Raw genomic sequence first — 14615 nt, 5'->3', positions numbered from 1 at the left:
GCGGTTCTCTGCAGCTTGCGTCTGCTCCAGCGCTTCCATGAAGCGTCGCGTCCAGGCAGCGATGTCGTTACGCCGAAGCACTTTCATCATGTCGGCGTGACGCTCGCGACGTTCGTTGAGTGGCATCGACAATGCAGCCTGCATCGCATGACTGACACCGCGCACGTCGTACGGATTCACTAGTAACGCAGCCGTTAATTCACGCGCTGCGCCAGCCAGGTTCGACAAGATCAATACACCCGGATCGGCCGGATCCTGCGCGGCCACGAACTCTTTGGCCACCAGGTTCATGCCATCGCGCAACGGCGTCACCAAGCCGACCTTGGCGGCGCGAATGAAGCCCATCAAGGTCGCGTGCGGGAAGTTGCGATTCAGATAACGGATCGGCGTCCAGTCGGTATCGGCAAAGCGTCCGTTGGTACGACCGGCGGCCTGTTCGAGGGCCTGCCGAATCTCCGCATACGCCCGCACATCGGTACGCGACAGCGGCGCGATCTGAATGTATGTAATGCGGCCCAGATTTTCCGGGTGGGTTTCCAGGAACTGCTGATAGGCAGAGAAACGCTCGACCAGGCCTTTGCTGTAGTCGAGCCGGTCCACACCCATCATCAACGAGCGGCCCGCCAAGCTGTCGGTCATGCGACGAACCACCTCAGTGGTACTCGCTTCCACGGCTTCGCTTTCAACGGTGTTCACATCGACGCCGATGGGAAACACTTCAGCACGAATCACGCGCTCGCCGATACGAATGCGGCCGTCCGCGCGCACCGCTTCAGCACCGAACAGGTGTTCGATGCCGCTATGAAACGAACGCAGATCGTTGTGCGTCTGGAAGCCAACCACGTCGTAGCTGGTGAGATCGCGCAGCAGCTCCGCGTAGCACGGCAGGACGCGCAACATCTCGATGTTCGGAAACGGAATGTGCAGGAAGAACCCGAGGGGTCGCTGCACGCCGAGCTCACGCAGACGACGACCGAGCGGAATCAGGTGATAGTCGTGCACCCACACCAGATCGCGCGGCTGTAATAGCGGCAGCAGTTTCTGCGCGAAGATGCGATTGACGTTCTCATAGGCCTCGCGCTGTTCGTGCGAATAACGCATGCCCTTGGAGAAGTAATGGAACAACGGCCACAGCACGTCGTTCGAGTAACCGTTGTAGTACAGCTCGAACTCGGCCTTGCGCAGTTCGATGGTGGCGTAGGACACGCCTTCGCGAATATGGATGTCAGGCTCGCCTGGTTCGCCGTCGCTGGTTTCACCGCCCCAGCCGAACCACAGTCCGCCGGTGCGCTTCAGGGCGCTGAGGATGCCCACCGCCAAACCACCGGGCGCGGCCGATTTGCGGGGAAGGGAGATGCGGTTGGAAACGCAGACAAGTCGTGTCATCTAGTCCGTTTGCTCGCAGCACTCTGCGGCCCAGGGTTGGCCAAGGTTGGTCGGTAACCCGCCGTAACGTTTCGCACGGCGAAAAAGTTTCACGGCTGACCGCAATGCTGGCCGCGAAAGTGCCCCGAGCGCCGGCATGACCAGCGTTGTCTTTTCAGGATTCTCCTGGCGGTTCAGTGAATTAAGCCGGCCACGGCAGCCGTCGTCGGCTGCGAAGGCAGCGTTCACCGGAAGATATAGCCGGCTCGCTGCCTGCAACGGCGCCGAAAACGCTAGAATTCGCGCCCCCATCGATACCGACATCGACCCTTGGAGTGCTGCGGTCCATGAAAAAGCCCATCAACGTTGCGATCACCGGCGCCGCCGGCAATATCGGTTATGCCCTCGCCTTCCGCGTCGCCTCCGGCGGCATGCTGGGTCCGGATCAACCGATCAACCTGCACCTGCTGGAAATCACGCCGTCGCTGCCGGCCCTGCAGGGCGTGGTGATGGAGCTCAATGACTGCGCGTTCCCGACCCTCAACAAGATCGTCGCCACCGACGATGCCAAGGTCGCGTTCAAGGATTGCGATGTCGCTCTGCTGGTCGGCGCGCGTCCGCGTGGCCCGGGCATGGAGCGCAAGGATCTGTTGCTGGCCAACGCGCAGATCTTCTCGGCACAGGGCAAGGCCCTCGACGCCGTCGCGAATCGCAACGTGCGCGTGCTGGTCGTCGGCAACCCGGCGAACACCAATGCGTTGATCGCTCAGCGCAACGCGCCGAACCTGAATCCCCGCAATTTCACCGCGATGGTTCGCCTCGATCACAACCGCGCGTTGTCGCAGCTCGCCGAGAAGACCGGCTCGCACAACACCCAGATCAAGAAGGCCATCATCTGGGGCAATCATTCCGCCACTCAGTACCCCGACCTGCATCAGACCACGGTCGACGGCAAGGCGGCGTTGTCGCTGGTGGATCAGAAGTGGTACGCCGAAACATTCATCCCGGTGGTGCAGCAGCGCGGCGCGGCAATCATCAAGGCTCGCGGGCAGTCGTCGGCGGCCTCGGCGGCCTCCGCCGCCATCGACCATATTCGCGACTGGGTGCTGGGCACCGCCGAGGGCGATTGGGTCAGCATGGGCGTGCCTTCCGATGGCAGCTACGGCATTCCCGAAGGCGTGATTTACGGCTATCCGGTCACCTGCAAGAACGGCGAATACCAGATCGTGCAGGGCCTCTCGGTCAACGACTTCAGCCGCCAGCGCATGGACGCCACCCTCAAGGAACTGCTGGAAGAGAAGGATGGCGTGAAGGAACTGATTTAAGCCTTCAAGTGTTGCCCCTCCCGGCGGAGGGGCACACATAGATAAGAGCGGCGAACGTGTCCTTGTGATGCGTTCGCCGTTTTGCTTTGGTCCGAGGCATCTGCGGCTTGCTGCCTCGCGCGGCTCAAGTTACTGTCGTTGGCAACGCGCGACAGGCTCGCCGTGATTGCATTGTCGGACATACCGACTGAGGTTCATGACGTGAGCACAGTGATCTGGATTTTATTGTTCGTGCTCGGCGCCCTGACGCTCGCTTACAACCGGGCCTCGCTACTGACCGCCACCCTGGTGTACGGCGGCGGTTTGCTGGCTTACGGCTTGTTCGGCGAACCTTCCCTGCCCTGGTTGATCGTGCTGTGGGTGGTGCTGGCGGTGCTGGTGTTCTTGAACATCGATGCGCTGCGCATTCGTTTCATCTCCCGCCCGTTCCTGCGCACCTATCGACGCATGCTGCCGTCGATGTCACAAACCGAAAAGGACGCGCTCGAAGCCGGCACCGTGTGGTGGGACGGCGAGCTGTTCAGCGGCGGCCCGGATTGGGAAAAGCTGTTGTCGGCCGCTGCGCCCAAACTCACCGCCGAAGAACAAGCCTTCATCGACGGTCCGTGCGAAGAACTGTGCCGCATGATCGACGACTGGGACCTCACTCATCGTCGCGCCGATCTGCCGCCGCACCTTTGGGACTACGTGAAGAGCAAAGGCTTCTTCGCCATGATCATCCCGAAAAAATACGGCGGCCTGGAATTCTCCGCGTATGCGCACTCGTGCGTGCTGGTGAAGTTGGCGAGCCGCTCGGGCGTGGTGGCATCGACGGTCGCCGTGCCGAACTCACTCGGCCCCGGTGAGTTGTTGCTCCACTACGGTACGCAGGAACAGCGCGACCATTATTTGCCTCGCCTGGCTCGCGGCGAGGAAGTGCCTTGCTTCGCTCTGACCGGTCCGCGTGCCGGCTCCGATGCGGCGTCGATTCCTGACTCGGGCATCATCTGCAAAGGCATGTTCGAAGGCCGCGAGATCCTTGGCGTGAAGCTGAACTTCAGCAAGCGCTACATCACGCTCGCACCGGTCGCGACGGTGGTCGGTCTGGCCTTCAAGCTGTTCGACCCCGACAAGTTGCTGGGCACCGACAAGACCGACTACGGCATCACTTGCGCTTTGATCCCGCGTCATACGCCGGGCATCACCATCGGCCGTCGTCACTTCCCGATGAACGCGCCGTTCCAGAACGGCCCCATCCAAGGCAAGGACGTGTTCGTGCCGCTGGATTATTTGATCGGCGGCATCAAGATGGCCGGTCAGGGCTGGCGCATGCTGGTCGAACAATTATCGGTGGGCCGTTGCATCTCGTTGCCCTCGAGCGCGACCGGCGCTGCTAAGGCAGCCGTGTTTGCAACCGGCGCGTATGCCCGCATTCGCCGGCAGTTCAATGTGCCGGTGGGTCAGTTCGAAGGCGTGATGGAAGTGCTGGCTCGCATGACCGGCACCACTTACATCATGGACGCCGCGCGCTCTGTGACTGCGGGTGCCATCGATGGCGGCGAGAAACCTTCGGTGCCGTCGGCGATGCTCAAGTATCACCTCACTGAATACGGCCGCAGCATCGCCAACGACGCGATGGATATTCACGGCGGCAAAGGTATCTGTCTCGGACCGAAGAACTATTTGGGTCGCGGTTATCAGCTGGTGCCGGTGGCCATCACCGTCGAAGGCGCCAATCTGCTGACCCGCAGCTTGATCATCTTCGGCCAGGGCGCGATTCGCTGTCATCCGTTCGTGCTGCGAGAAATGAACGCGGCGAAGGACAAAGACAAGCGCAAAGGCACCATCGACTTCGACGCGGCGCTGTTCGGACATATCGGTTTCACGATCAGCAACGCCGTGCGCTCAATGGTGATGGCGCTTACGCTGGCGCGCTTCTCCCGCGTGCCGGAGACGGGCGGGACTCAGCGCTTCTATCAGCACATCAATCGTTTCAGCGCCTCATTCGCCTTCGCCACCGACGTGGCCATGCTGACGCTCGGCGGCTATCTGAAAAAGAAAGAAAGCCTGTCGGCACGACTCGGCGATGTGCTGTCGTGCATGTACCTGGCGTCGATGGTGTTGAAACATTACGAGAACCAGGGCCGGCAAGAAGCGGATCTGCCGTTGGTGGAATGGGCGTGCCGGAATCTGCTGTACAAGGCTCAGGAACAATTGCACACCTTCCTGCGCAATTTCCCGAATCGGTTCCTGGCGGCGTTCATGCGGTTCTTCATTTTCCCGCGCGGCCAGACGTATCACGCACCGTCCGATCCGCTCAGCCAGGAACTGGTCGACCAGGTGCTGCATCCAACCGTGACTCGCGATCGCCTCACCGATGGTGTGTATCGCACGGTCGAGCCGACCAATCCGCTCGGCCTGCTGCATGAAGCGCTGGTGTTGAGCGAAACCGCCGAGCCGTTGGAAAAGCGCATTCGAGTCGAAGGCGTGAAAACCGGCAAGGTCACGGCGTTGGATCTGCCGGGCCAGATTCAACAAGCGCTCGCTGCGGGCCTGTTGTCCGAAACTGAAGCTGCCATGCTCCGTGATTACGACCGGCGCGTGATGGACATTGTGAACGTCGACGATTTCGCCACCGAAGAGCTGGTTGCCGGTCAGCAACCGGTCGAGTTGCGCCCCGCGCGGGTCAGCAACGCCTAACACCCTCCAGCGCAGGCGGTGGGAGCTTCCACCGCCTTCCGGCCGCGAGTACATTAGCCGGGCACGTCCAGTGCTCGTTGCTTCGCTCATCCCCTCGGAGCTTTCTAAGAATGAAACACTTACTCAAGACCCGTTTCGTGTTGGCCGCGGCCATTGCCAGCGTCGGCCTGGCCGGCATTGCCTTGGCACAAGCGAAGCGCACGCCCGCACCGGCCGGCGCCGAGCTTTATTTCATCGCACCCGCCGACGGCGCCACGGTCAGCAGCCCGGTGACGGTGAAGTTCGGACTCAAAGGCATGGGCATCGCGCCCGCCGGCATTCAGTTCGACAACACCGGCCATCATCACCTGATCATCGACGCCGAACTGCCGCCGGTCGGCGCGCCGATTCCTACCGACGCCAACCATGTGCACTTCGGTAAGGGCCAGAGCGAGGCCACGGTCGAGCTCAAGCCGGGCAAGCACACGTTGCAACTGTTGCTCGGCGACTTCGCGCACACCCCGCACGATCCGGTGGTGGCGTCGAAGAAAATCACGATCACGGTGAAGTGACGCGATCCATCCTGCATGTAGACATGGACGCGTTCTACGCGTCCGTGGAGATGCGCGACAATCCTGAGTTGCGCGGCAAACCGGTGATCGTGGGCGGCCTCGGCGGACGTGGTGTCGTCGCGGCCGCTTCGTATGAAGTACGCAAGTACGGCGTGCATTCGGCCATGCCGATGCGCGAGGCGCTGAACCGCTGTCCCCACGCGGTGTGCGTCAAACCTCGGTTCGAACAATACAAAGCGGTCTCGAATGTCGTGTTCGAGATCTTTCATCGCTTCACGCCGCTGGTCGAGGGCTTGTCGCTCGATGAAGCGTTTCTGGATGTGACGCAGAGTCAGCGGGCGCTGGGCTCGGCGGAATCGATCGCGAGCCAGATCAAGTCACTCATTTTGAAAGAGACGCAGCTCACTGCGTCAGTGGGTGTAGCGCCCAATAAGTTGGTCGCCAAGATCGCGTCGGATTTGCGGAAGCCCGATGGGTTGGTTGTGGTTCCGCCCGAGCAAGTTTCTGCGGTGCTGGATCCTTTGCCGATTCGACGGTTGTTCGGCATTGGGAACAAGACTGCGCCGCATCTCGAGCGGCTTGGCATCGTGACTTTGCGAGATTTACGACAAGCGCCAGATGCGACGTTGCGGTCGGTGTTTGGCAAACACGCAGCGCAGTTGAAAGCCCGAGCCGCTGGCGATGACGATCGGCCGGTCATTCCGGATTGGGACGAGAAGCGGATTTCTTCCGAGACTACCTTCGATAAAGACATCGTCGATGTTAAGCAGCTGCATGCTGAGCTTGCTCAACTCGCGGATCGAACTGCGGCGAGGTTACGGGCGCAGGAATGGATGTCGGAACTCGTCGTCGTGAAGATTCGACGGCACGATTTCAAAACTTACACCAGGCAGTGTGCTATTCGGCCTGCCACTCAGGAGACGCGGCCTCTCGCGGCTGCCGCCGCTAAGCTGCTTGATGAATGGATTGCTTCGCAGCCCCGCACAGCTATTCGGTTACTCGGCGTTGGCGCGGGAGAGCTTACGGCGCAGTCTCAAATGGAGTTGTTCTCTGTTCCTGAGACCAAGAAGAATCAGCATCTCGATTCGGCTCTTGATGACATTCGCGCTAAGTTTGGGACTGCCGCTGTTTCGCGGGCTAGTTCGTTGCGCTCTCGCGAACCTCGCTCGTAGCTTCGCTCCGGAGAGCTCCGCCTGACATGTCGGCAGCTCACATCGCTAGGTCGGGTGACCCTTCCGGCACCACTTCGGGAATGCGCCTGACATGTCGGCGCTCGCAACGTCAGGGTCGGGTAGGCCCTCCCGGCACCGCTGCACCCGCCGCGCCACGCGGACGCGTGTCGCTGCGCTTGTACATCCATGTAGCGCTATGGGACCGACATCCATGTCGGATCCAATTGCCGGGAGGGCCTACCTGACCCTGACGCTGCCGATAGGTTGGATGACATTTTGGGCTCACAGACGTCGGATCGGACTGGGCCCCGTTGGGTCGATGACATTTTTGGCTTCCAGACATTGGGGTCGAGTGGCGTCGACGCTCTGGCTCCGTTTCCCTTGCAAAACCGGTTTTCTTCTTGGCATCGCACTCGCTCTATCGCGCTATCACACCCCAGCCTTTCATAGCTGTGTATTTAGCATTTTAACGCCTGCGACTTTCGCGTAACGCCGTCGCCAAACTCTGGGCGCAATCACGCGGCACGCGGCCTTAGTTCGTTGCACTGTGCTTAGTGAGCTCCGCAATTGATCTTCGCTTGCGAGCACTATTAAATCCGTCACCCCAACACACTCGCAAGGAAGCGACATGTCTCAGAGTCACACGGATGTTTCTCTTAACAGCGCGACAGCTCAAAAAGAAAACCACGAAGAGCAGCCACACGAAACCACGCGCCAGAGGCGCGCGAGGCGTGAACGTGAGCGCGAGAGTCGCGAAAGCGAAAAGCCACGGAAGACCCCGGTGTGCACGCCAGTGCTGGATCTTCCGCTACTGGATCGAATCTATCATCTCAATCTCGACTACCTAGACTTGCTAGTCTCCGAAAGCACCGCGCCGGCGGGCGCGACACAGTTGCAGCACTTGCAAACAAAACATCGCGCAGCGCTCTGCGCATTGCCGAGGCAGGCGTTGAAGGCAGTGGCGGAAGTGCCGTACACACTGTACTCGCTGGGCTTTGAAGAAGAAGGTTTCTGGGACTCCGTGTGCACGGCGGCGACAGCCATCAACCCCAGTTCGGTAACGCAAAGATATTCACCAGGCGAAGACACATCAGCTCAGTGCGCCTTCTGCGAAGTAGCGTTGCTATATGCGTGGCATGTCGTGGCAACAAACATGATGGCCGCGCGCGTCACTCACGCGATGCCTGCGATGACTGCTTCGCGCCTGGCGAAAACGCCGCTGTGGGAGATCAAGCGAATCGCGGCGAGTCACGAAATTCTGATGATGCCGCGATGGCCAACCAATCCCGCCTTCTGGCCGGATTTGATTCGCTTCGCCGCCAGCAACGACACGCGCCGTTTGACGACCACACGGCTGCTCGGCACACAGCTGATCGCGGCTGAACTGGAAGTCGCGTGCCCGTTGAGCCGCCGCGAACCGCGGTCAGGTCCGTATGTGCCTTCGCCCCGACTGCGAGCCAGGAAGTTACAGATGGAACGTCACCTTGCTCCGAACAAGAGCAGTGTCACCCATGAGCGCGGGCCCGCGTAGCGACCCGTACAAAAATTCACAGCTCGATAACAACAACGAACAGGCAGTCCGTATGGACTTGAGCACCGACTCCTACGCCCACCTCCGCCGCCAACAAGAACTCGCCCTCCGCATGATTCGCCACGAAGCTCGCACGTGCACGATTCGAGAGTGCACTGGCCTCACCGACGATCGAATCCGCCGCCTCTTCCGAGTCCACGCGCACGAGTTGAGTTCCGATCCCGTGAAACGACACCGCGGCAAGTCGCCAAGGCAAATCGCATACTTCGTGCGTAACACCCGTTCCCAATTCGAATCGTCGCTACTGGCGAGCGCCTTCGCGGCGTTCGGGTTGTTACATCCGAAGCGCGGGCCGGGATCGGAAAAGAGGCCGGCCGTGAAGCCGGGCACGGTCGAGTTCGGCAGGATGTTTTGTGATGCCTATGAAACACATCAGCAGCTGCTGAATCACACCACGCTGTCGTTCGAGCACGCCTGGTTCCTGCTGAGTCTGCTGAACCGTAGCGGCGACTTGCATGCCGTGCGTTGCCGACGCTGTGACAGTTATTACCTGCGCGACAAGTTCAACATCTGTCGCGACACCTGCCCCACCTGCAGGCTGAGGCGCGCGCGGATCCGCTGCGCGGGTTTGAGGCGCCGGCGTCCGTGCTCGAGAGTCCGCTCCCGCGCGATGAGGGCTGACTGATAAACTGGGCGCATGCCATCGCGCTCGCCCAATACTCTCGCCGGGCCCTACCTCGAACGTGCCGCGCACCGTCGCAAAGACGAAGCGCATGTTCAGGCGGCGCTAGCCAACCCCGAAACCCTATTTCTGCCCGTATGGCAGACACGGAACTCCATCCTCAGGCAGGGCGACCTGCTGGCCGCGCACTTCGTGACCGGAGTGCGGGCGTTCGAGAGCGTCGAGACCGGCGACTTCGTGTTGTTGGGTGAGTTTCGGGGCCACGCCGTTTTCGCCGTCGGCTTGTCGGGCGAACGCCCGCAGATGGTGGATCCAGCCATCGATTTCCAAGACCTGCGCATGGTTGCCGGCGCGCTGCCGGCCGAGGAAGCCGGGCTGCTGGCGTACGCGCGAGCCATGGTCCACTGGAGCGAGACCCATCGTTTCTGTGGCCGATGCGGCTCGCCCACCCAGTCGGCGGACGGTGGCCATGTGCTCAGATGTAGTAACGAAGCCTGCCGTTCGCAGCAGTTTCCCCGCATCGATCCGGCCGTGATCGTGCTGGTAACTGACGGCGAACGCGCCCTGCTGGGCCGGCAGGCAGCCTGGCCGCCGGGCCGGTACTCGACGATTGCCGGTTTCGTGGAGCCGGGCGAGAGCCTCGAAGACGCGGTCGTGCGCGAGGTCCGCGAGGAGACCGGCGTGGAGGTCGAGGCGGTGGAATACCATTCCTCGCAGCCGTGGCCGTTCCCGTCGTCGTTGATGCTCGGGTTTACCGCCTACACCAGCCGCACGGACATCTTGCAGGTCGATGATGAGTTGGAAGACGTGCGCTGGTGGACGCGAGCCGAGATCGCCGGCGGCGCCGTGGCCCTGCCCATCACCCACTCCATCTCCTTCCGGCTGGTCGAGGACTGGTACGACTCGGGCGCCCACCGGCCGCTGCGACAGGAGCCGGGTGTGCGAATGTGGCAATTGCCGCGCCGTTGACCCGCCCGCCACGCCCCTTTTTCAGGGCGTGTTCATCCACCGTTGAAACTGCTGCTCTACAATCCTCGCCATGTGCCTGCTCGTCCTTGCTTGGAAACACCATCCTCGTTACCGCCTGATCCTCGCCGGCAACCGCGACGAGTTTCATGACCGCGCGGCCGCGCCACTGAATTGGTGGCAGGACGACCCGCGCATCCTCGGCGGCCGGGACCTCAAAGCCGGTGGCACCTGGCTGGGCGTGGCCCGCTCCGGCCGCTTTGGCGTGGTGACCAACTACCGCGACCTGATGGCGCCGGTGGAGAACGCACCCTCGCGTGGGCAGCTGGTCCCGCGATTCCTCACGGGCGCCACCTCGCCCAAGGAGTTCCTCGACGACCTGCGCGGCGCCGCCCCTCGCTACTCGGGATTCAACTTGCTGGTCGGCGGCACCCGCGCGCTGTACTACTACTCCAACCGTGGACCGAACCCGACCGCGTTGGCGCCGGGCGTGTACGGGTTGAGCAATCATCTACTCGACACCCCGTGGCCGAAACTCTCGCGCACCCGCGAGAAGTTCAACGCATTGCTGACACAGCCGGAGATCGCACCGGAGGATTTGTTCACGATGCTCAGCGACCGCGAACAGGCCAATGGCCCGGACCTGCCGTCCACCGGTCTGCCCGAGGATTGGGAGCGCGTGGTGTCCGCGCCTTTCATCGTCAACGAGCGCTACGGCACCCGCTGCTCCAGCGTGCTGTTGGTGGAGCGCACCGGTCGCACCATTCTCCAGGAACGTCGTTTCGATGCCGCCGGCATTCAGAGCGGCAACTCACGCTTCGAATTCACCAGCGCCGAAGTGCCCGAGGTGTGGTTCGAAGCCGAGGACCCGGACGAGCCGGTGGCGACCGACACTTCCTTCGATTCTTCGCCGGAATAGTTTCGCGAGCGGCGCTCTCGTGACAGCGAGGATGCGTGCGATGGCGGGACTGCTGGCGACGGCGTTGCTGTCGCCATGGGCGGCCGAAGCCAAAATCGAAATCGACATTCCCGAAGTCAGCGACGCCATCCAGGTCAACGTTCGCGCCTTCCTCAGCCTGACGCGCTATGCCGATCGCGACGACGTCACCGACGAGGTGATGAGTCGTCTGCAACGACGCATCGTTGCCGAGACCCGCCAGGCGCTGGAGCCGCTGGGCTATTACGAGCCCAATGTGACTTACGACGTGCACAAGGAAGCCCAGCTGTGGAAAGTCACCATCCACATCGAGCCTGGCCGACCGGTGCGACTCTCCGAGGTCAACGTCAACGTCGTCGGTGCGGGCGCCAACGACCGCGCCATTCGCGAGCTCATCGCAGCGGACGACATCAAGCCCGGCCTGCGCTTGAATCACGGCACCTACGAACGCGTCAAAGGCAGCCTGGTACGCGTGGCCAAGAACGAAGGCTATCTCGACGCCAAGCTCACCAAACATGACTTGGCCATCGACCGCAACGAACGGCGCGCGACTGTGGATCTCGAGGCCGACACCGGCGAGCGTTATCTGTTCGGCGACATCAAGATTGCGCAGGACGTGATTACCGACGAAGCCATGCGTCGTTTGTTACGCATGCATCCCGGCGATCCGTACACGCTCGACACCTTGCTGAGAACTCAGTACGTGCTCGACGACACGCAATATTTCTCAGTGGTCGACATCGAAAGTGGCGATCCCGATCGAGACACACGCACCGTCCCGATCACCGTCACAGCCGAACCGAGCCGGAAACATCGTTACGCCGCTGCGGCCGGCTACGGCACGGATACCAAAGTTCGCGGCAAGTTCACTTGGGACAATCGGCGCGTCAACGAGAGCGGCCACAAGTTCAAGCTGGAACTGCTCGGCTCGTCCATCGTCACCGATCTCACCGGCCGCTACGTGATACCGGTCATGGACATCGCGTTGGAAAAGCTGGAGTTCACCGGCACGCTCAGAGACGAAGAACTCGGCGACACTCGATCCGAGCGCGCCGAAGTGGGCGCGGGTTTGACTCAGGTACTGGGCCGCTGGCAGCGCGTACTGCAACTTCGTCTGTCCGATGAAAAGACCACGGAAGCCGACGGCAGCTCCAGCCGGAATTTCTATCTGGTGCCCAGCATCAGCTACTCCACCTTGCCGAGCTACATCGTCGGCGGTCGCAGACGACCTTATTTCTTCTCCGCCGAGGTACGCGGCTCGCCGGAAACGCTCGGCTCGGACGCGTCGTTCTTGCAGCTACGCGTGAAAGGCGAACGCTTGTTCGACTTGAGCGAGCTGTGGCACCTGCATTTGCGGAGCGAACTGGGCATCAGCCGCATCGCTGCCACGTCCGACCTGCCAGCATCGCAACGTTTCTTTGCCGGCGGTGAAGGCAGTGTGCGCGGTTTCGCGCTCAACGAATTGTCGCCGCGTGACGAAGAGAATCGCACCATCGGCGGTCGCAATCTCGCCACCGGCACCGTCGAAATCGTTCGTGACTTGCCGCGCAACTTCGGCATCGCAGCCTTCTACGACATCGGCAACGCCTTCGACGACTTCGATACTCCGGACCTGCAATACGCCGCCGGTCTGGGCGTCCGTTACAACATCGCGGTCGCCAGCTTCGGCGTGGACGTGGCGCAGGCATTGTCCGACTCCGGACGGTCGCCGCGATTCCATCTTTATATCGCGACTCAGTTTTGATGCGCGCCCGCACCATCCTGATCATCGTCACCGCGATTCTGCTGGTGCCCGTGGTGGCGGTGGGCGTGTTGTTGTATTCGGAAGCCGGGCTGCAAATGGTCGCCGGCCAGTTGTGGCGACTGGAGCGTTTCAACGTCAAGATCGACGGCGTGTCGGGGACGCTGTCCGGCCCGTTGCGCATCGCTCGCTTCGAACTGAATCATCCGCGCGTGCATTTCGTGGTGAACGACATCGTCATCGATCCACAACTGCGTGGGCTCTTCATACAAACGCTGCAGGCAGGCTCGGTGACAGCGGGCAGTTCCCTGGTCGAGCTGCATCAGGCCGACATGCCACCGAGCACGAAGCCACCGCGTTTCCTGCCGTCGTTTCTGCGCGTGGATGCTCGTAACGTCGAGCTGACCAACGTCCGTTACGTTCATTTGAACGGCATGATCGTCGACGCCAAGACCGTGCGTGGACGCGTGACGATTACTTCCAGCCGCTTGCGAGCGCGCGAGTTCGCCGTCGACGCTGATCTCTTCGATGCCACCGGCAACGCACGATTGCTGGCCGCGCCGGCCGCCGATCTACCGATGGGCCTCGACGGCGATGTGAGCGGCCAGCTGCACTTGCCTGATGTGGATCTGGTACTGAAAGGCACGGTCGCCGGCAACATCGAGCATCTGAACATCAAAGGCGATCTGCTCCAGCCCAGCGTCGCGAGCGCCACTGCAGTGATGACTCGGCCTGACAACAGCTGGAATATCGCCGGCAAAGTCACGTCCGCGCAGTTCTTGCTCGATCCTTGGCTGCCCGATCCGCCGCTCACGCTGCGTAACATCGCGCTCGATGTGGAAATGAATCCCGACGGCGTGCACGCCAAAGGCAAGGTCGGTGTTCCTGAAATCGACGACCAAGACTTGCTGGTCGATGCGCGCGGCCGTTATGCAGACCGGACGTTGTTCGTCTCCGAGTCCCAGATTCAATTGCAGGACTCGCCGGCCACGCTACACACCAACGGCAAGTTCATTTTCGACGGCGGGCCCGCGACCATCGATCTGATCGCGCAGTGGCAAGATCTGCAGTGGCCCCTGCGTGGCGAGCCGGTAGTCACGAGCTCCAACGGCGATGGCACGTTGCGCGGGCCGCTGCCGTATGACTTTGCTGTTACCGCCAGCCTGGCCGGCCACGACTTTCCTTCGGGCGCAGGCTCCGCGACTGGCGTGATCTCCAAAGAACAAGTGACGGTGGCAAGCTACTCGGTCAACGCATTGGGCGGATCGTTGTCCGGCAATGGTCAGCTGCAGTTCGCTCAGCCGCGCGCGTGGCGAATTCAAACCAACGCTACCAACGTCAATCCGGAAGCTTTGTTCAAAGACTTTCCCGGCAACCTCAACCTGGCCGCCAAAGCTTCCGGCGAAGGCTTCGACAAGAAGGCGATCTTCACCGCCGATGTGAGCGAGCTACGCGGCACGTTGCGAGGCGAATCGATCCAAGGCCGCGGCTTCGTGCAACGAGATCGCAAAGGCTGGACAGTGCGCGGCGCGCACTTGGGACTCGCCGATGCACGTCTTGCGCTCGATGGCATTTGGAAGGACACGGTCGAGGCCAACTGGTCGTTGAATGTTCCGTCGCTGGATCGGCTGTTGCCCAAAGCGAGCGGCAAGATCGTCTCCAAAGG

General features: G+C 61.7%; 12 protein-coding genes. 10 read left to right on the top strand and 2 right to left on the bottom strand.

Going from position 1 to position 14615, the window contains the following annotated elements:
- Window positions 1-1386 (bottom strand): alpha,alpha-trehalose-phosphate synthase (UDP-forming) (otsA, locus tag JNL55_RS37025; protein WP_293867080.1); only part of this gene is annotated, 1386 nt, incomplete at its 3' end.
- Between the two features lie 326 nt (window positions 1387-1712).
- Here otsA and JNL55_RS37020 point away from each other — a divergent pair.
- The 5 genes from JNL55_RS37020 to JNL55_RS37000 all read left to right on the top strand — a co-directional run bounded on the left by JNL55_RS37020 (window position 1713) and on the right by JNL55_RS37000 (window position 8623).
- Window positions 1713-2690 carry a malate dehydrogenase gene (locus JNL55_RS37020; RefSeq protein WP_293867077.1) on the top strand — a complete coding sequence of 326 codons (978 nt, stop codon included), beginning with the start codon at window positions 1713-1715 and terminating at the stop codon, window positions 2688-2690.
- Window positions 2691-2891: 201 nt separating this feature from the next.
- Window positions 2892-5369 carry an acyl-CoA dehydrogenase gene (locus JNL55_RS37015; RefSeq protein WP_293867073.1) on the top strand — a complete coding sequence of 826 codons (2478 nt, stop codon included), beginning with the start codon at window positions 2892-2894 and terminating at the stop codon, window positions 5367-5369.
- 110 nt (window positions 5370-5479) lie between these two features.
- Complete coding sequence (locus tag JNL55_RS37010; protein ID WP_293867070.1) at window positions 5480-5920, top strand: DUF4399 domain-containing protein; 441 nt, start codon at window positions 5480-5482, stop codon at window positions 5918-5920.
- Window positions 5917-7092, top strand: coding sequence for a DNA polymerase IV (gene dinB / locus JNL55_RS37005; RefSeq protein WP_293867066.1), 1176 nt, complete (start codon window positions 5917-5919; stop codon window positions 7090-7092). Before JNL55_RS37010 ends, dinB begins: the two co-directional genes overlap by 4 nt.
- 628 nt (window positions 7093-7720) lie before the next feature.
- On the top strand, window positions 7721-8623 hold the full coding sequence (locus JNL55_RS37000; RefSeq protein ID WP_293867063.1) for a hypothetical protein: 903 nt from the start codon (window positions 7721-7723) through the stop codon (window positions 8621-8623).
- 16 nt (window positions 8624-8639) lie between these two features.
- Here JNL55_RS37000 and JNL55_RS36995 read toward each other — a convergent pair whose 3' ends face one another.
- The gene (locus JNL55_RS36995; RefSeq protein ID WP_293867087.1) at window positions 8640-8828 is read right to left on the bottom strand and encodes a hypothetical protein; all 189 of its coding nucleotides are present in this window, start codon (window positions 8826-8828) and stop codon (window positions 8640-8642) included.
- Between the two features lie 18 nt (window positions 8829-8846).
- Between JNL55_RS36995 and JNL55_RS36990 the strand changes: the two genes are divergently transcribed.
- The 5 genes from JNL55_RS36990 to JNL55_RS36970 form a co-directional block, all read left to right on the top strand.
- Entirely contained in the window at window positions 8847-9308 is a 462-nt protein-coding gene (locus JNL55_RS36990) for a hypothetical protein (RefSeq protein WP_415923244.1), read from the top strand.
- Window positions 9309-9320: 12 nt separating this feature from the next.
- Window positions 9321-10274: an NAD(+) diphosphatase gene (nudC, locus tag JNL55_RS36985; protein WP_293867060.1), complete on the top strand. Its 954-nt coding sequence runs from the start codon at window positions 9321-9323 to the stop codon at window positions 10272-10274.
- A gap of 70 nt (window positions 10275-10344) precedes the next feature.
- Window positions 10345-11190: an NRDE family protein gene (locus JNL55_RS36980; protein WP_293867057.1), complete on the top strand. Its 846-nt coding sequence runs from the start codon at window positions 10345-10347 to the stop codon at window positions 11188-11190.
- 40 nt (window positions 11191-11230) lie between these two features.
- Window positions 11231-12952, top strand: a complete 1722-nt coding sequence (locus tag JNL55_RS36975; RefSeq protein ID WP_293867054.1) for an autotransporter assembly complex protein TamA — start codon at window positions 11231-11233, stop codon at window positions 12950-12952.
- The coding region (locus tag JNL55_RS36970; RefSeq protein WP_293867051.1) for a hypothetical protein at window positions 12952-14615 on the top strand (1664 nt) is incomplete at its 3' end. The genes JNL55_RS36975 and JNL55_RS36970, both read left to right, overlap by 1 nt.

This window comes from Steroidobacter sp., from assembly GCF_016790065.1.
Taxonomy (GTDB): Bacteria; Pseudomonadota; Gammaproteobacteria; order Steroidobacterales; family Steroidobacteraceae; genus Steroidobacter.
The sequence above is the reverse complement of the archived record's forward strand: the minus strand, read 5'-3'. Positions and strand labels throughout refer to the sequence as shown.